Annotated in this window: 14 protein-coding genes and 3 riboswitches; of the genes, 8 read left to right on the plus strand and 6 right to left on the minus strand. The window is 68.8% G+C overall.

The window, feature by feature from the left end:
* Nucleotides 1-72: 72 nt before the first annotated feature.
* Nucleotides 73-261, minus strand: coding sequence for a CbtB domain-containing protein (locus ACQ5BL_RS24665; RefSeq protein ID WP_243805147.1), 189 nt, complete (start codon nt 259-261; stop codon nt 73-75).
* Between the two features lie 104 nt (nt 262-365).
* Nucleotides 366-580: riboswitch (cobalamin riboswitch) on the minus strand.
* A gap of 71 nt (nt 581-651) precedes the next feature.
* Nucleotides 652-846: riboswitch (cobalamin riboswitch) on the plus strand.
* A 235-nt stretch (nt 847-1,081) separates the two neighbouring features.
* Between ACQ5BL_RS24665 and cobW the strand changes: the two genes are divergently transcribed.
* Both cobW and cobN read left to right on the plus strand, forming a co-directional pair.
* Nucleotides 1,082-2,134 carry a cobalamin biosynthesis protein CobW gene (gene cobW / locus ACQ5BL_RS24670; RefSeq protein ID WP_243805146.1) on the plus strand — a complete coding sequence of 351 codons (1,053 nt, stop codon included), beginning with the start codon at nt 1,082-1,084 and terminating at the stop codon, nt 2,132-2,134.
* 97 nt (nt 2,135-2,231) lie between these two features.
* Nucleotides 2,232-5,963, plus strand: coding sequence for a cobaltochelatase subunit CobN (cobN, locus tag ACQ5BL_RS24675; RefSeq protein WP_243805145.1), 3,732 nt, complete (start codon nt 2,232-2,234; stop codon nt 5,961-5,963).
* A 271-nt stretch (nt 5,964-6,234) separates the two neighbouring features.
* On the opposite strand, the gene ACQ5BL_RS24680 is transcribed toward cobN, so the two are convergent.
* Nucleotides 6,235-7,332 (minus strand): 3-deoxy-7-phosphoheptulonate synthase, encoded by a 1,098-nt coding sequence (locus ACQ5BL_RS24680; RefSeq protein ID WP_243805144.1) that lies wholly within the window; start codon nt 7,330-7,332, stop codon nt 6,235-6,237.
* Nucleotides 7,333-7,637: 305 nt separating this feature from the next.
* The gene (locus ACQ5BL_RS24685; RefSeq protein WP_279577211.1) at nt 7,638-7,772 is read right to left on the minus strand and encodes a hypothetical protein; all 135 of its coding nucleotides are present in this window, start codon (nt 7,770-7,772) and stop codon (nt 7,638-7,640) included.
* A 143-nt stretch (nt 7,773-7,915) separates the two neighbouring features.
* On the opposite strand from ACQ5BL_RS24685, the gene ACQ5BL_RS24690 reads away from it, so the two are divergent.
* Together ACQ5BL_RS24690 and ACQ5BL_RS24695 are read left to right on the plus strand one after the other, a co-directional pair.
* Nucleotides 7,916-8,923 carry an ATP-binding protein gene (locus tag ACQ5BL_RS24690; protein ID WP_243805143.1) on the plus strand — a complete coding sequence of 336 codons (1,008 nt, stop codon included), beginning with the start codon at nt 7,916-7,918 and terminating at the stop codon, nt 8,921-8,923.
* 2 nt (nt 8,924-8,925) lie between these two features.
* Nucleotides 8,926-9,579 carry a vWA domain-containing protein gene (locus ACQ5BL_RS24695; protein WP_243805569.1) on the plus strand — a complete coding sequence of 218 codons (654 nt, stop codon included), beginning with the start codon at nt 8,926-8,928 and terminating at the stop codon, nt 9,577-9,579.
* A gap of 65 nt (nt 9,580-9,644) precedes the next feature.
* Here ACQ5BL_RS24695 and ACQ5BL_RS24700 read toward each other — a convergent pair whose 3' ends face one another.
* From ACQ5BL_RS24700 to cbiE, 3 genes are read right to left on the minus strand one after another with little or no spacing between them, the layout of a single operon-like run.
* Entirely contained in the window at nt 9,645-10,373 is a 729-nt protein-coding gene (locus ACQ5BL_RS24700) for a cobalt-precorrin-6A reductase (RefSeq protein WP_243805142.1), read from the minus strand.
* Complete coding sequence (locus tag ACQ5BL_RS24705) at nt 10,370-11,467, minus strand: cobalt-precorrin-5B (C(1))-methyltransferase (RefSeq protein WP_243805141.1); 1,098 nt, start codon at nt 11,465-11,467, stop codon at nt 10,370-10,372. The genes ACQ5BL_RS24700 and ACQ5BL_RS24705 overlap by 4 nt, the downstream gene beginning before the upstream one ends.
* 3 nt (nt 11,468-11,470) lie before the next feature.
* Nucleotides 11,471-12,682, minus strand: a complete 1,212-nt coding sequence (gene cbiE / locus ACQ5BL_RS24710) for a precorrin-6y C5,15-methyltransferase (decarboxylating) subunit CbiE (protein WP_243805140.1) — start codon at nt 12,680-12,682, stop codon at nt 11,471-11,473.
* A 70-nt stretch (nt 12,683-12,752) separates the two neighbouring features.
* Nucleotides 12,753-12,997: riboswitch (cobalamin riboswitch) on the plus strand.
* Nucleotides 12,998-13,083: 86 nt separating this feature from the next.
* Between cbiE and cobG the strand changes: the two genes are divergently transcribed.
* Genes cobG through cobJ form a run of 4 tightly spaced genes read left to right on the plus strand, consistent with a single transcriptional unit; the run spans nt 13,084 to nt 17,447 of the window.
* Complete coding sequence (gene cobG / locus ACQ5BL_RS24715; protein WP_243805139.1) at nt 13,084-14,427, plus strand: precorrin-3B synthase; 1,344 nt, start codon at nt 13,084-13,086, stop codon at nt 14,425-14,427.
* A complete protein-coding gene (locus tag ACQ5BL_RS24720; RefSeq protein WP_207884721.1) occupies nt 14,420-15,046 on the plus strand; it encodes a precorrin-8X methylmutase in 627 nt (208 codons plus the stop codon). The genes cobG and ACQ5BL_RS24720 overlap by 8 nt, the downstream gene beginning before the upstream one ends.
* Nucleotides 15,046-15,786 carry a precorrin-2 C(20)-methyltransferase gene (locus ACQ5BL_RS24725; RefSeq protein WP_207884722.1) on the plus strand — a complete coding sequence of 247 codons (741 nt, stop codon included), beginning with the start codon at nt 15,046-15,048 and terminating at the stop codon, nt 15,784-15,786. The genes ACQ5BL_RS24720 and ACQ5BL_RS24725 overlap by 1 nt, the downstream gene beginning before the upstream one ends.
* Complete coding sequence (gene cobJ, locus ACQ5BL_RS24730) at nt 15,786-17,447, plus strand: precorrin-3B C(17)-methyltransferase (protein WP_243805138.1); 1,662 nt, start codon at nt 15,786-15,788, stop codon at nt 17,445-17,447. Before ACQ5BL_RS24725 ends, cobJ begins: the two co-directional genes overlap by 1 nt.
* The last annotated feature ends 56 nt before the right edge of the window (nt 17,448-17,503 follow it).

Consider the following 17,503-nt stretch of genomic DNA (forward strand, 5'->3'; position numbering starts at 1 on the left):
ATGCCACGACCGTCTCGTACGAGCAGTCAGAGGCGCATCGACTCGACCGCGCCTACGCGCAGCCGACAGAGGTCAATGGCAGGGGAAACCGGCGCTATGACGAGTATCGTGGGCGGCGTTATGCACCGCTTCCAGATGCGAGAAACCGGCGAAATACACCAGCAGCGCACCGAGCAGGCTGGCGCCGACGGCCAGGGCGATGCGCTTGGAAAGGGGGATGGAAGTGCTCGACGCCTGTTGCGCCAGGATGCTGCTGGACATGAACGTTCCCTCTGAAACTTGAGTAGAGAACGCAGAGGTTGAACGCATTCGAACGCGCCGGATCGGTCGCGCCACGGCCTGCGCCCGCCCACCGCGGGTTTGCCAAAAACGAAGGATTCCAGGCCGGTCTCCGGGCTTGCGATGTCGGCCGATGCGGCCGGGCGGGTCAGCCTTCCCATGCGCGAGCACAGTGGCTACCGATGACCCTTCAATCGCTTACCGTTGCGGGGGCAGCGCCGGACTTGTCCTTGCGGACGCACCGGCTTCCCGTTTCACCTCGCGCACGACGGCGCGAGACACCTGAAACCGCGCTAGCTGACCACGAAGCCCCGCGAGCGTCAACCGCGCGGCAACCGATCCCCGGCGATTGACCGCCCCGTCATCGCTGCGTAGCCTTCTGCCCTTCGAGGTTCTCCGGCACTGGCCGGAGCTAAGAGGGAACGTGGAAATCTTCGGATGCGCCACGGCTGCCCCCGCAACTGTGAACAGCCTGTTCTTTCACACGCCACTGCCGACTACGGCGGGAAGGCGAAAGGACAATCAAGGGCTGTGAGCCAGGAGACCTGCCTCGTGACTGGTTTTCGATCTGCTGCGCGTCGGCTCTGCTGCGTTGGAAGATCGCCGTGGACTGCTCAGTGACTACAGTCAACTCCGCGTCCCCGGCGATCCTCCGCCTTGCCTGGCTCTAGCTCGCGAGATCCAGAACGAGTTCGTTATCAACAGACAACCGGGCGGGGTGATCCGGTGGCGACCTTCGTTGCGCGGCGAACCCGTGCGCGCGCCCTTCATCCGCCTTCAAACTTTCGCTTGCGAGGCGCGCATGAAAACCCTGGCCAAACTCCCCGTCACCATCGTCACCGGCTTCCTCGGTGCCGGTAAGACCACCCTGCTCCGCCACATGCTCGATAACGCCGAAGGCCGCCGTATCGCGGTGATCGTCAACGAATTCGGCGAGCTGGGCATCGACGGCGAAATCCTCAAGCAGTGCTCCATCGGGTGCAGCGAAGAAGAAGCGGTCGGCCGCGTCTTCGAACTGGCCAACGGCTGCCTGTGCTGCACCGTGCAGGAAGAATTCTTCCCGGTGATGCGCGAGCTGGTGGCGCGCCGCGGCGACCTCGACCAGATCCTCATCGAGACCTCCGGCCTGGCCCTGCCCAAGCCGCTGGTGCAGGCCTTCCAGTGGCCGGAAATCCGCAACGCCTGCACCGTGGACGCGGTGATCACCGTGGTCGACAGCCCCGCCGTGGCCGCCGGCACCTTCGCCGCCCACCCCGAGCAGGTGGACGAGCAGCGCAAGCAGGACGCGAACCTGGACCACGAATCGCCGCTGCACGAACTCTTCGAAGACCAGCTGGCCAGCGCCGACCTGGTGGTGCTGAACAAGGCCGACCTGCTGGATGCCGAAGCGCTGGCCCGTGTGCGCGCCGAAGTCGCCGAGGAACTGCCGCCGGCGGTGAAGATCGTCGAGGCCAACTCCGGCCAGCTGCCACTCTCGGTGCTGCTGGGCCTGAACGCCGAGGCCGAGCTGCACATCGACAGCCGCCCCACTCATCACGACCACGAAGGCCATGAAGACCACGATCACGACGAGTTCGACTCCTTCCACGTCGACCTGCCGGAAGTGGAAGAGCGCGCCCTGCTCGACGCGCTGAATGCACTGGTCGAGCGTCACGCCGTGCTGCGCATCAAGGGCTTCGTCGCCATCCCCGGCAAGCCCATGCGCCTGCTGGTGCAGGGCGTCGGCAAGCGCTTCGACAAGCACTTCGACCGCGCCTGGCGCAGCGATGAAACCCGCGGCACCCGCCTGGTGGTGATTGGCCAGGAACTGGACCAGGCCACCATCGCCAACGAACTGCGTACCGCCCTCTCTTGATCGTGTAGGAGCGAGCTTGCTCGCGAACCTGGCCCCGCTGCGGAGGTTGGTTCGCGAGCAAGCTCGCTCCTACGAAGAGCCACCACCGAGCACGCCCATGCACCTGCTGCGCACCCAACCCGGCGGCTTCGTCCCCGACGACGGCATCGCCCACCTGGCCCAGACGCCCGCCGAGCTGGTGATCCTCTGCAGCGGCGATTCGCACCTGGCACTGCTCGCCGAGGCGGCGCGCGAGTTGCCGGAGGACTACCCGAGCCTGCGCCTGGCCAACCCCATGCAGTTGCAGAACCACGCCTCGGTGGACCTCTACGTCGACGAGGTGCTGCAGCACGCCAAGGTCATCCTGATCTCGGTGCACGGTGGCGTCGGCTACTGGCGCTACGGCATGGAGCAACTGGCGGCGCTGGCCGAGCGCGGCGCCACGCTGATCGCGGTGCCCGGCGACGACAAGCCCGACCCGGAGCTCAGCGCGCTGTGCAGCGTCGCGCCGCAGGATGCCGAACGCCTCTGGCAGTACCTGCGCCAGGGCGGCATGGACAACGCCCGGCAGTTCTTCGCCTGCCTGGCCAACCGTCATCTGCAACGCGACTACGCCTGGAGCGAGCCCCGGACGCTGCCGCGCGTGGCGGTCTATCACCCGCACGTCGGCAGCTGCGACCTCGCCCGCTGGCAGGCCGACTGGAGCCCCGCGTGCCCGGTCGCCGCGCTGCTGTTCTACCGCACCCACCTGCAGGCGGCGAACACCGGCTTCATCGACACCTTCTGCGAACGCCTGCAGGCCCAGGGCATCAACCCGCTGCCCATCGCCGTGGCCAGCCTCAAGGAAAGCGCCTGCCTGGAGGCGGTGGAAAGCCTGCTGGATGCCGCCGACGCCGAGCTGATCATCAACACCACCGGCTTCGCCCAGTCGAACCCGGAGGCACCGCAGGACCGCCCCTTCCGCCGCGACGTGCCGGTGCTGCAAGCCATCTGCTCGCTGGACAACCACGACCTCTGGCGCGCCAACCCGCAGGGCCTCGGCCCGCGCGACCTGGCCATGCACATCGCACTGCCGGAGCTGGATGGCCGCATCATCACCCGGCCGATCAGCTTCAAGGGACTGGCCTGGCGCAGCGAGCGCAGCCAGAGCGACGTGGTCTGCTACCTGCCGCACCTGCCGGGCATGGATTTCACCGCCGAGCTGGCGCGGCGCTGGATGCTGCTCTCGCGCAAGACCAACGCCGACAAGCGCGTGGCGCTGATCCTGGCCAATTATCCGACCCGCGACGGGCGCATCGGCAACGGCGTCGGCCTCGACACGCCGGCCGCCGCGCTGAACATCCTGCGTGCGCTGGAGGCGCAGGGTTATCCGGTCGCCGGCCTGCCCGACTCCGGCACGGCACTGATCCAGCAGTTGCTCGGCGGCGTCAGCAACGACCTCGACAGCCTCGACCTGCGCCCCTGCGCGCAGAGCCTGGCGCTGGACGACTACCTCGCCTGCTTCGCGCGCCTGCCCGAGGCCAACCAGCAAGCCGTGCGCGAACGCTGGGGCGAGCCGCAGCAGGACCCGATGTTCCGCAGCGGCCGCATGATGATCGCCGGCCTGCGCCTGGGCCTCGGCTTCGTCGGCATCCAGCCGGCGCGCGGCTACCAGCTCGACGCGGCGGCGATCTACCACGATCCGTCGCTGGTACCGCCCCACGGCTACCTGGCCTTCTACTTCTGGCTGCGCGAGGTATTCGGCGCCGACGCGGTGATCCACGTCGGCAAGCACGGCAACCTCGAATGGCTGCCGGGCAAGGGCGTCGGCCTCTCCGAAGAATGCTGGCCGGACGCGATCCTCGGCCCGCTGCCGAACCTTTACCCGTTCATCGTCAACGATCCCGGCGAAGGCGCCCAGGCCAAGCGCCGCGCCCAGGCGGTGATCATCGACCACCTGATGCCGCCGCTGACCCGCGCGGAAAACTACGGCCCGCTGCGCGACCTCGAACGCCTGGCCGACGAGTACTACGACGCCTCCCTGCTCGACCCGCGCCGCGCCACTGAATTGCGCGGCGACATCCTCAGGCTGGTGCGCGACACCGCGCTGGACCGCGAGCTGGGCTTGCAACTGAGCGACGATCCGGAAAGCTGGCTACCGCAGCTGGACGCCTACCTGTGCGACCTCAAGGAATCGCAGATTCGCGATGGCCTGCATGTGTTCGGCGAGTCGCCCGTGGGCGACTTGCGCCGCGATACGCTGCTGTCGCTGGTACGCATTCCACGCGGCGACGGGCGCGGCGGCAACACCAGCCTGCTGCGCGCGCTGAGCGAAGACCTGCAACTGGGCCGCGACCCGCTGGATGAAGCTTTCGCCGAGGCCTGGGAAGGTCCGCGTCCGGACGTGCTGCTCGCCGTGAGCGACGAACCCTGGCGCAGCAACGGCGACACCCGCGAGCGCCTGGAGCTGTTCGCCCTGCGCCTGATCGACGGCCATGTGAGCGCCCCCGGCCTCGCCAGCGCGGCGGTCCTGGCGCAACTTCACCAGCAGATCGCACCAACCCTGGATGCCTGCGGTGCCAGCGAAATCGGCCACCTGCTCGCCGGCCTCGACGGCCGCTTCGTCCCGCCTGGCCCCAGCGGCGCGCCCAGTCGCGGGCGGGTCGATGTGCTGCCCACCGGGCGCAACTTCTTCACCGTGGACGTGCGCAACCTGCCCACGCCCACCGCCTTCCGCCTCGGCTTCCAGTCCGCCAGCCGCCTGCTCGAACGCCACCTGCAGGACCACGGCGACCACCTGCGCCAGCTCGGCCTTTCGGTGTGGGGCACGGCGACCATGCGCACCGGCGGCGACGACATCGCCCAGGCCCTCGCGCTGCTCGGCGTACGCCCGGTGTGGCAGGCCGGCAGCCAGCGCGTGGAGGATTTCGAAATCCTGCCGATCACCCTGCTCGACCGCCCGCGGGTCGACGTGACACTGCGGGTCTCGGGCTTCTTCCGCGACGCCTTCGCCAACCTGATCCGCCTGTTCGATGCGGCCGTGCAGGCGGTCGCCGCGCTGGATGAACCGGATGACCTGAACCCGCTGGCCGCCCGCGTGCGGGCCGACCAATCACGCCTGGTGAGCGAAGGCCTGGAAACTGACGAAGCACGCCGCCAGGCCGGCTGGCGCATCTTCGGCGCGCAGCCCGGCGCTTACGGCGCCGGCGTGCAGGGTGTGATCGAGTCCCGCCAGTGGGACAGCCGCGCCGACCTCGCCGAGGCCTACCTGAACTGGGGCGGCTACGCCTACGGCGCCAGCGACGACGGCACCCCGGCGCGCGAACGCTTCGCCCAGCGCCTGTCCGGCCTGCAGGCGGTGCTGCACAACCAGGACAACCGCGAGCACGACATCCTCGATTCCAACGACTACTACCAGTTCCAGGGCGGCATGCTCGCCGCCGCCGAGGTCATCCAGGGGCAGTCGCTCGCCAGCTACCACGGCGACCACAGCCAGCCGGACAACCCGCGCATCCGCACCCTGAAGGAAGAACTCGGCCGCGTGGTGCGCGCCCGCGCGGTGAACCCGAAATGGATCGCCGGCATGAAGCGCCACGGCTACAAGGGCGCCTTCGAACTGGCCGCGACGGTGGACTACCTGTTCGCCTTCGACGCCACCAGCGAACTGGTGGACGACCACCAGTACCGCCTGCTGGCCGACGCCTACCTGCTGGACGACGACACCCGCGAATTCATCCGCCAGCACAACCCCGAGGCCCTGCGCGACATCGCCGAACGCCTGGTGGAAGCGCAGCAGCGCGGGTTGTGGGAGGAGCCGGGGGAATATCGGGAGACGCTGGAGAATCTGCTGGTGGACAGCGAGGAGCAGTGAGGAGGGGGCGCGCCATCGAAGAGACCTGCGCTTCGGCGCGAATGCATCCCCTCACCCCAGCCCTCTCCCGGAGGGAGAGGGAGCAGATCGTGCCGGCTGACGACATAGTTTCATCCTGCACCGATCAGTCCCCTCTCCCGCTTGAGGAGCGGGGCGCGCAGCCAGGGTTAGGGTGAGGGGCTTTTGATCCTGTAGGAGCGAGCTTGCTCGCGAACATTGCCCCGCAGTGGAGGCGGGTTCGCGAGCAAGCTCGCTCCTACAAAAAATGCGTTCAGCCGCGGCGCAGCCGCTCCGCCGCGTTCAGCAGTAAGGCCTCGGTGCCGCTCCAGCCCAGGCAGCCGTCGGTGATCGAGACACCGTAGCGCAGCTCGCCAGACAGCAGCTGGCAGCCGTCGAACAGATGACTCTCCAGCATCACGCCGCGCAACGACGCGTCACCGGCCAAGCGCTGGTCGAGCACGCTGTCCAGCACCGCCGGCTGGCGCAGCGGGTCCTTGCCGCTGTTGGCGTGGCTGCAATCCACCATGATGTTCGGCTCGAGACCGAGCTTCTCCAGTCCCTGGCGAATCTGCTGCACGCTGGCCGCATCGAAGTTCGGCCCGGCATGGCCGCCGCGCAGGACCAGATGGGTATCCGGGTTGCCCTGGGTCTGCACCAGCGACGGACGGCCCAGCGCATCGATGCCGAAGTGCTGGTGCGGGTGCGCCGCCGAGCGCATGGCGTCGGTGGCGATGCCGATGCTGCCGTCGGTGCCGTTCTTGAAGCCCACCGGCAGATCGAGGCCACTGACCATCTCGCGGTGCACCTGGGATTCGCTGGTGCGCGCACCGATGGCGGCCCAGCCCAGCAGGTCGTCGAAGTAACCGGCCACCAGCGGTTGCAACAGTTCGGTGGCGATCGGTAGGCCGCGTTCGAGCATGCCCAGCATCAGCCGGCGCGACAGTTCCAGGCCGCCGGCCATGTCGCCGCTGCCGTCCAGTTGCGGGTCGTAGACCAGGCCTTTCCAGCCGACGGTGGTGCGCGGTTTTTCAACGTAGGCGCGCATCACCAGCAGCAACTGGTCGCTCACCTGCGGCGCCAGTTCGGCGAGGCGGTCGGCGTATTCGAGGGCGGAAACGGGGTCGTGCAGCGAGCAGGGGCCGATGACGACCAGCAGGCGCGGATCTCGGCCATCGAGCACGGCGCGGATTGCCTCGCGGCCTTCGCGGACGCGGTGGGCCATGGCGGCGGACAGCGGCAGGCGCTGACGCAGTTCGGCGGGGCTCGGCAGCGTCTGTTCGCGGCGGCGGGCGGAGGGCAGCGGCAGGTCGAGGACTTCGGCGGAGGCTGCGTGTTCGGGGCGGATCAGGGCGGAGGTGGAAGCGTTCATCTGACTGGCATCCTTGGCCGGCGCGGTGGTCTTTCCGCGCTCGGCGCTCTATCTAAGTGTTCGTGGCAAGGCTCGTTGGGTGGCGCGCAGCGCGCTGCTAAATCGCCAGTCGGAGTTGCGGTAATAGCGGTAATAGGTGGTGTTCATGTGTCGATCCTCTGTCCGGGCGTTTTGGCCCGATTCAATTGGTTGGCAATGCGTTGGCCTTGTGGGCCGGAAAAACAAAAACCCCGGTCGGGTTGCCGACCGGGGTTTGAAGAATCTCTCTGGTTGGCGACCCTGCTTGCTAGGGCGCCTGTGGGGTATCAGGCGCGCCTTTGGCTAAACCAATACCCATAGAAGAAATAACCGACAGCCGCGGCCAGAACCTGCGCACGAGCAACCACGGAGCCGATGGCACCGAGGCGGGCGAGGGACTGGATGAACAGGCTGGACGGCATGATGTTCTCCGTGGAATGGAAGCCAACTTACTGCATCGCGGGGCGCCGATCAATGATTTGAATCTATCGATCCGATGGACACCGGTCGCACCTCCTACTCCCGGTTCGCTACCATGCACGGACGAAATCCGCAGGAAATCCCCATGAGCACCCTTCCCCATTTCCCACTGGCCGCCGTCGTCGGCGCCGATGAGCTGAAGCTGGCCCTGTGCCTGGCGGCCATCGACCCCGCCATCGGCGGCGTGCTGATCGAAGGGCCGCGCGGCATGGCCAAGTCCACCCTGGCGCGCGGCGTCGCCGACCTGCTGGACGGCGGGCGCTTCGTCACCCTGCCGCTGGGCGCCAGCGAGGAGCGCATCGTCGGCACCCTCGACCTGGACGCAGCGCTGGGCGAAGGCCGCGCGCAGTTCTCCCCCGGCGTGCTGGCCCACGCCCACGGCGGCGTGCTCTATGTGGATGAAGTGAACCTGCTGCCCGATCACCTGGTCGACCTGCTGCTCGATGTGGCCGCCAGCGGGGTCAACCTGATCGAGCGCGACGGTCTGTCCCACAGCCACCTGGCGCGTTTCGTGCTGATCGGCACCATGAACCCCGAGGAAGGCGAACTGCGCCCGCAACTGCTGGACCGCTTCGGTCTCAAGGTGCAGTTGGAAGGTACGCCCGCGCCGAGCGAGCGCGCCGAGATCGTCCGCCGCCGACTGGCCTTCGATGCCGACCCGCAGGCTTTCCTGAATCAGTGGCGAGGCACGCAGCAGGCTCTGCAACAACGCTGCGCTGAAGCGCGTGGGCAACTCGCAGCGATTCCGCTGGATGACACAGCACTCGATGCAATCGCCGAGCGCTGCCACGCCGCCGGCGTCGACGGTCTGCGCGCCGACCTCGTCTGGCTGCGTGCCGCCCGCGCCCACGCCGCCTGGCGTGGCGCCCACGCCATCGCAGCGCAGGACATCGATGCGGTCGAGCACTTCGCTCTTGCCCATCGCCGCCGCCATTCAGCGCCGCAATCGACCACACCGCCGCAGTCGTCTTCCAGCCAGCCGCAGGCACCGTCCACGGCTTCCAACGGCGAAGGCCAGTGGGGTGAACTCCCCGCCCAGAGCGTCGCCATGGGTCAGCGCCGGCAACTGACGGGCTGGCCAAAAAAGCCCTGAGCATCCGCCCGCGCCAGGCCCCAGGCGCGGATGCCAACCCCCGACCCGGCCAGCTCGCCGGCGGCCGCAGCGGCGCCCGCCAATCGGGCGCGCACGGCCGCATCGACTGGCCGGCCACCCTGCGCAACGGCCGCCCGCAACGCCGCGCCGATCTCGTTCAACGCGCCCGCAGCCGCAAGCCCGGCGAACTCTGGCTGGTGATAGTCGACGCCTCCGCCAGCACCCGCCGCCACGGCGCCCTCGCCCAAGCCAAGGGGCTGCTCGCCGACACCTTCGAACAGGCCTACCGGCAACGCGCACGCCTCGCCGTGCTGCATGCCACCGGCGCACAACCGCGCTGGCTGTGGCAGGGGCAGAAGGCTTCGGTGCAATTAAAGGAGTGGCTGGAACAACTCGGCGCGGGTGGCGGCACGCCGCTGATCGAGGCGCTCAAGCAAGCCCGCGAATGGCTGGACAAGCGCCAGAGGCAGAAGCCCGGCGAGCATCAGCGGTTGCTGGTACTCACCGATGGACGCTTGCAGGACTGGCCGGCGTTACCTGCGATGACCTGTCCGACGTTGCTGGTGGATATCGAGGGTGGCTCGGTGCGGCTGGGGCGGGCGCGGAAGCTGGCGGAACAGCTCGACGCGGACTATCGGCCGATCGCCGAGCTCTGAGAATCGGCCTACCCGCAGCTTGCACAACCCCATCCAGATTCATCGACGGCCGCCAGATCGCCCCGTCAGTTACCCAGAAACTGCTCCAGCGCCATCCACAACGCCTCGACACTCTCGAACTCCCGGTCCACCGCCGGCAACTGCGGCCGCGCCAGGATCAGCACCGGCACGCCCCGTTCGCGGGCGACCTGGAGCTTGGGCTCGGTGGCCTGGCTGCCGCTGTTCTTGCTGACCAGCACGTCGGTGCCCAGTCGAGTGAACAGTTCGCGCTCGCCATCCAGGGTGAAAGGGCCGCGCGTGCCCAGCACTTCGGCGCGCGCGTTGCCGGGCAGGCTTTGCAGGCAGCGCACGGTCCAATGCTGGTGGGCGGGAATCTCGTCCAGGTGCTCCAGCGGCTCGCGGCCCAGGGTGAACAGCGGACGGCGGAAGTCCTTGAGCGCCTCGATCAACCCCGGCCAGTCTGCTACCTCGCGCCAGTCGTCCCCAGCCCCGGTCTGCCAGCCGGGGCGGCGCAATGCCCAGCAGGGGACGCCGGCCAACTGCGCGGCGCGGGCGGCGTTGGCGCTGATCTGCGCGGCATAGGGATGGGTCGCGTCGAGCAGCAGGTCGAAACCGCGTTCGCGGATGAAATCGGCGAGGCCCTCGGCGCCGCCATAACCGCCCACGCGCACTTCGCAGGCGAGGTCATCCGGCACCTTGCCCAACCCGACGAGGCTGTAGAGATGTTGCGGGCCAAGACGACGGGCGATAGCCAGCGCCTCGCCGATTCCGCCCAGCAGCAGGATGCGTTTCATCGCACCTCCAGCGCTTCGCCGACCAGATTGCCCTGACGGTCGATGGCAAAAACTTCCAACGCCACTTCGAGAGGCACAATGCGACGGGCGAAAGCCAGCGCGCGGGCGCAGACGGCGTCGCCCAGGGCGATGCCCTCGGCGCTGCACAGCGCCAGCGCCTGCTGGCTGGTATTGGCTTCGCGCATGCGCTGTTGCAGCTCATCCGACGCGCCGATCTCCGCCGCCCATTCGGCCAATTGAGGCAGGTCGATGCTGGAGTGACGGCTGTGCAGGTCCATGTGGCCGGCCGCGAGCTTGCTGATCTTGCCGAAGCCGCCACAGACGCTGAAGCGCTCCACCGGCGCCTTGCGCAGATGCTTGAGCGCGGCCCCGGCGAAGTCGCCCATCTCGATCAGCGCGGTATCGTCGAAACCGTAGCGCCGGCGCATGGCGTCCTCGCTGGCGTTGCCGGTGCAGGCGGCCAGGTGGCGGAAACCATTGGCGCGGGCGACGTCGATGCCTTGCTGGATCGAGGCGATGTAGGCCGAGCAGGAGAACGGCCGGACGATGCCGGTGGTGCCAAGGATGGACAGCCCACCAAGGATGCCCAGGCGCGGATTCATGGTCTTGAGCGCCAGCTCGGCGCCACCCTCGACATTGATCGTGACCTCGAAGCCGCCGGCATAACCGCACTCGACGGCCAGCGCAGCGAGGTTGTCCTGCATCATCTGGCGCGGCACCGGGTTGATCGCCGGCTCGCCCACCGCCAGCACCAGGCCGGGCTTGGTCACGGTGCCGACGCCTTCGCCCGCATGGAAGCGCACACCTGGCTCGGCGCTCAGAGTGACCTGTGCAAAAACCAGCGCGCCGTGAGTCACATCCGGGTCGTCACCGGCGTCCTTCAACGTGCCGGCTTCGGCGCCGTCGGCGGTGAGCCGGCAGAACTCCAGGCGCAGGGTGGCGACGCGCTCCTTGGGCAGGGCGATCTGCGCCGCATCGCTGGCCTCGCCGGTCAGCAGCAGGCGCGCCGCCGCCAGGCTGGTGGCGGTAGCGCAGCTGCCGGTGGTGTAGCCGCTGCGCAGCGGGCGGGGTTCCTCGTGGGTTTCTTCACGCATGCTTCAGTCGGCCAGCGGTTTCCAGACTTCCAACAGGGTAATCGGCAACGCCGCGCGCCAGGTATCGAAACCACCCAGCGGCTGGGCCTGGGCCACGGAAAGACGGGTCAGTTCGCCGCCAATGCGTTCGCGCCAGCCCACCAGCGTCGCCTCGCTCTGCAGCGTGACGGCATTGGCCACCAGGCGACCGCCGGGCTTGAGCTGCTCCCAGCAGTGCTCGAACACGCCGGGCACGGTCACGCCGCCGCCGATGAAAATGGCGTCGGGGCGCTGAAGCCCCAGCAACGCATCCGGCGCGGCACCGCAGACCAGTTGCAAGGCCGGTACACCGAGCGCATCACGGTTGAAGCGAATGTGTTCCTGGCGCCCCTCGTTGGCTTCGATGGCGAGCGCGCGACAGCTCGGATGCGCACGCATCCATTCGATGCCGATGGAACCGCAGCCGGCGCCGACGTCCCAGAGCAGTTCGCCGGGCCTCGGCGCCAGCCGTGCCAGGGTCACGGCGCGCACATCGCGCTTGGTCAGCTGGCCGTCATGGCGGAAAGCATCATCCGGCAGGCCCGTGGTCAGCGGCAGGCGCACGGCATCGACGCCCGCCACGCACTCCACCGCCACCAGATTCAGCGCGGCGGTCTCGCTGAGCGACCAGTCGCTGGCCAGTCCGTCGATGCGCCGCTCGGACTCGCCGCCCAGATGCTCCAGCACGCTGATCCGGCTCGGGCCGAAACCACGCTCGCGCAGCAGCGCGGCGATGGCCGCGGGGCTCTCACCGTCATTGCTGAGAATCAGCAGCTTCACGCCGTCATGCACCTGAGCCTGGAGCGCGGCCAATGGGCGCGCCACCAGCGACAGCAGCGTGCAGTCCTGCAGGGCCCAGCCCATCCGCGCTGCCGCCAGCGATGCGGAGGACGGCGCAGGAAGTACGAGCATTTCCCCGGACGGAATCTGCCGCGCCAGGCTCGCTCCGACACCGAACAGCATCGGGTCACCGCTGGCCAGCACGCAGGTCGGCTCACCGCGCCGGCGCAGTACCGGCTCCAGGCTGAAGGGGCTCGGCCAGGCCTGGCGGTTGGCGCGCAGGCAATGCGGCAGCAGCTCCAACTGGCGCGGCGCACCGATCACCTCGCTGGCGGCAAGCAGGGCGCGGCGCGCGGCCTTGCCGAGGCCGGCGTAACCGTCCTCGCCGATGCCGACGATGGTCAGCCAGGGCGTCATGGGAATTCCTCTGAAGGGATGCGACGATCGATCCGACGGGCAGGCTTGTTCCGCCCTCGGGCAAAGCAGGCATAATACCCGCATCGTCGGTGCTCGTAGGACGCTTCGCATGGATCAGCGATGCATCCGGGAGCCGAAGAGGGAACACGGAAAAAACCGTGGCTGCCCCCGCAACTGTAAGCAGCGAGTCCGCGCAACTCGATCGCCTGGCAGGGCAAGTGCCCGCTGCCGTCGATCTGGCCACTGGGTTACCGGGAAGGCCGCGCTGGATGAGGACCTGCCAGCCAGGAGACCTGCCGACGAGACCAGTCGCGCGTGCAGACATCGAGCGGGGTGTATCGGTGTCGTGAAGTCCCCTTGGGGGATTCGCAGGTCACCGCGACCCAGCCCTGGTGACCTCAGTGCAAGATTCCTCAGCTCCGCCCGTCCGCCCGCATGCCTGCCCCGGCCTGCTGCGCATCGTGGCCTCCCGCGATGGCGGCATTTGCCGCATCAAGCTGCCCTGTGGGCAACTCGATTCTCGCGCCGCGCGCGCCATCGCCCAGGCAGCCGAACAGCATGCCGATGGAGTGCTGGAAGCGACCAACCGCGCCAACCTGCAGATTCGTGGCGTGCACGCGGGCGCCGAAAGTGCGCTGAGCCACGCGCTGCTGGCTGCCGGTCTCGGGCCGCGCGAGTTGGCGGCAGACGATGTGCGCAACCTGCTGGTCAGCCCGGCGCTCGGCCTCGACGCCACGTTTTTTGACGCTGCCCCGCTGGCCCGCCAGTTGCTCGATCTGCTGGAACGCACGCCGCGCTTCCACGGCCTGTCGCCCAAGTTCGGCATCCAGCTGGACGCCGGCGAAGCGCTGGCGATGCTGGAACACCCCAACGATATCTGGCTGTCGGCCATGTCCGACGACGCGGCGCTGCTGTTCGCCTTCGGCCTGGCCGGTTGTCCGCCGCAACGCGAGACCGATCCCCCCGCCCTCGCCGCCGTTTCCGCGGAGCAGCTTCCGCTGCTGGTGGAAACCCTGCTGCACCTGTTCCTCGATCTCGCCGGCGACGGCCAGACGCGCATGCGCCAGCTGCGCGAGATGCTCGGCGACGATGTACTGCTGGAGCGTCTCCAGCAACGCCTGCCCTTCGCACTGCAACTCGGCCCGGCGGTGGATAACTGGCGACGTCCTGCACCGCAGCCCTTCGGCCACCTCGGAATTCAGCCCCAGCGCCAGCCGGAACGCGTCATGGTCGGTGCGGGATTCGTCCTCGGACGTCTCGACAGCACCACGCTGTTCGGCCTGGCCGATCTCGCCGAGCGCTTCAGCGGCGGACAGCTGCGTCTGACGCCCTGGCAAAGCCTGATCCTTCCCGACGTTGCACGGGCCGATGCCGCCGTCGTGCTCGCAGCGCTGGCGAATATCGGGCTGGTGATCGATGCCGCCCAGCCGCTCTCACGCGTCGTCGCCTGCAGCGGCTCGACTGGCTGTGCACGCGGGCTGGCCGACACCAAGGCCGACGCCCTGCGCCTGGCCGAACGCCTGCGCCACCCGCCGCCGCCTGGCGTGCACCTGTGCGGCTGCCCGCGCTCCTGCGCCGCCGCCCACGTCGCCCCCTATACCCTGCTGGCCGTCGCCGACGGCCGCTATGACCTGTTCCGTCGCGCCGATGGCGTGGCCGGCTTCGGCCAGCCGCTGGCGCGCAACCTTTCCCTCGAGGCCGCCGGCGATCTGCTGGCCGCACCCGGAGCTCCCCTTGATGCTTGATTACATCCGCGACGGCCAGGCGATCTACCGCCAATCCTTTGCCACCATCCGCGCCGAAGCCGACCTGTCCGGCATCCCCGCTGACCTGGAAAAACTCGCCGTGCGGGTGATCCACGCCTGCGGCATGGTCGACGTCGTGCAGGACCTGCGCTTCTCCGCCGGCGCCGGGGCCATCGGCCGGGCGGCGCTGGCCGCCGGCGCGCCGATCCTCTGCGATGCGCGGATGGTCGCCGAGGGCATCACCCGCGCGCGCCTGCCGGCGCACAACGAGGTGATCTGCACCCTCAATGACCCGGATGTCCCGGCGCTCGCCCGTGAGCTGGGCAACACCCGCTCGGCGGTGGCGCTGGAGCACTGGCGCGAGCACCTGGAAGGCAGCGTGGTGGTGATCGGCAACGCGCCGACCGCCCTCTTCTACCTGCTGGAAATGCTCGACGCCGGCGCACCGAAACCGGCGCTGATCCTCGGCTTCCCGGTGGGCTTCGTCGGCGCCATGGAATCCAAGGACGCCCTCGCCGCCGACAGCCGCGGCGTGCCCTACGTGATCGTCCGCGGTCGCCGTGGCGGCAGCGCGATGGCGGCCGCGGCGGTGAACGCCCTGGCCACGGAGGTGGAGTGATGACCGGCCGCCTTATCGGCCTGGGCGTCGGCCCGGGCGACCCGGAACTGCTGACCCTCAAGGCCCTGCGCCTGCTGCGCGCGTCCCCGGTGATCGGCTACTTCGTGGCCAAGGCCAAGCACCACGCCGGCCAGGGCGGCAACGCCTTCGCCATCATCGAGGAACATCTGCTGGAGTCGCAGCAGCGCCTGCCGCTGGTCTACCCGGTGACCACCGAGAAGCTGGAGCCGCCGCTGACCTACGAAGGCGTGATCAGCGACTTCTACGACACCGCCGCCGAGCAGGTGGCCGCGCACCTGGAGGCCGGCCGTGACGTGGCAGTGATCTGCGAGGGCGACCCGTTCTTCTACGGCTCCTACATGTACCTGCATGACCGTCTTTCGGAACGGTATGACACCGAAGTCGTACCCGGCGTCTGCTCCATGCTCGGCAGCGCGGCGGTGCTCGGCGTGCCGCTGGTGTACCGCAACCAGAGCCTGTCGGTGCTGTCCGGCGTGCTGCCGGAAGAGGAACTCAAGCGCCGCCTGGCCGACGCCGATGCGGCAGTGGTGATGAAGCTCGGCCGCAACTTCGACAAGGTCCGCCGCGTGCTGCGCGAGCTGGGCCGTGACGGCGGCGCCCACTACGTCGAGCGCGCGACCATGCGCGAGCAGCGCATCGTCGCGCTGGACGACGTCGACCCGATGGCCTCGCCGTACTTCTCGATGATCGTCATCCCCGGCCAACGGTGGAACGGCTGATGCGCGCTGCCATCGTCATTCTCGGCCAGGGCGCACTGGCCACCGCACAACGCGTCCAGGGCGTTTATCCACAGGCGCGTGTGCTGGGTCTGAAGGACCGCGTCGAAGGCGCCGATGAGTCCTACGCGAACTTCGGCGATACCCTGCGCCAGCTCTACCGCAACGACACCCCGATCATCGCCCTGTGCGCCGCCGGCATCGTTATCCGCACCCTCGCCCCGCTGCTCGCCCCCTCAATGGCAGACAAAGGCGCGGAGCCGCCGGTGCTGGCCGTCGCCGAAGACGGCAGCGCCGTGGTGCCGCTGCTCGGCGGGCTGGGCGGGGTGAACCGCATGGCCCGCGAGATCGCCGCCGCATTGGACGTTGCGCCAGCGATCACCACCAGCGGCGAACTGCGCTTCGGCGCCTGCCTGCTCGATCCACCGGAAGGCTACGCGCTGGCGGACATCGAACAGGGCAAGCGCTTCGTTTCCGACCTGCTGGGCGGCGACACCTTGCGCATCGAAGGCGACGCGCCCTGGCTGGACGAGCTGGACCTGCCGCTGGCCGACGACGCCGCGCACACCCTGTGCATCGATGCCCGCGCCGAGGGCATCGCGCAGAATGAGCTGCGCATCCATCCGCGCATCGTCCTCGCCCATGTCACGCTGGTGGACGCGCAGCTTCCCGAACGCATCCGCCAGGGCCTGGCGCAGGCGGGCCTGGCCGAAGCATCGCTGGCGGCACTGCTGGCGCCGCGCTGCCGCATGGCCGATCCGGCGCTGGCCGAGGCCGCCCGCGAGCTGGGCGTGCCACTGCGCTTTATCCACAGCGAAGACGAACTGCCGCCCGCCGTGTTGCACGGCGACTCTTTCCATCTGCATCGCACCACGACGCCCGCCGAAGCCGAGCGCATCGGCCAGCCACGCGGGCGACTCAGCGTGATCGGCCTCGGCCCCGGCGCCAGCGACTTCATGATCCCCGCCGTGCGCCGTGCGCTGGACGAAGCCCAGGACCTGCTCGGCTACGAGACCTACGTGAAAATGGCCGAGCCGCTGCGCGACGACCAGGTGCGCCACTGCACCGACAATCGCGAGGAAATGCAGCGCGCCCGCCACGCCTTCGAACTGGCCGCCAGCGGCCGGCGCGTGGTGGTGATTTCCTCCGGCGATCCGGGTGTGTTCGCCATGGCCGCCGCAGTCATGGAAGCGTTGCACGAGAGCAGCAATCCCGATTGGCATGGGGTGGAGCTGGAGGTGCTGCCGGGCGTGTCCGCGGCGCTGGCCGCTGCCGCAAAAGCCGGTGCGCCGTTGGGGCATGATTTCTGTCTGATTTCCCTGTCGGACAACCTGAAACCCTGGGAAACCATCGAGAAGCGCCTGGACCATGCCGGCGCCGCCGACCTGGCCATGGCCTTCTACAATCCCATCTCCAAGGCGCGTCCGTGGCAACTGGGCCGTGCGCTGGAGATCGTCCGCCGCCATCGCACACCGGAAACGCTGGTGGTGCTCGGCCGCGACATCGGCCGGCCGGCCGAGGCGCTGCGCGTCGTCAGCCTTGGCGAGCTGGTGCCAGAGATGGTGGATATGCGCACCCTGGTGATCGTCGGCTCGTCGCTGACCCGACGCTTCCCTCGCGCCGGTGGTGGGGACTGGGTGTATACGCCGCGCTGGTATCGCTGAGCCCCACCACAATCGCTCAATGGCGCTCGCGTAGGATGGCGTGGAGCGAAGCGATA

The organism is Pseudomonas sp. B1-22 (genome assembly GCF_050474425.1).
Taxonomy (GTDB): Bacteria; Pseudomonadota; Gammaproteobacteria; order Pseudomonadales; family Pseudomonadaceae; genus Pseudomonas.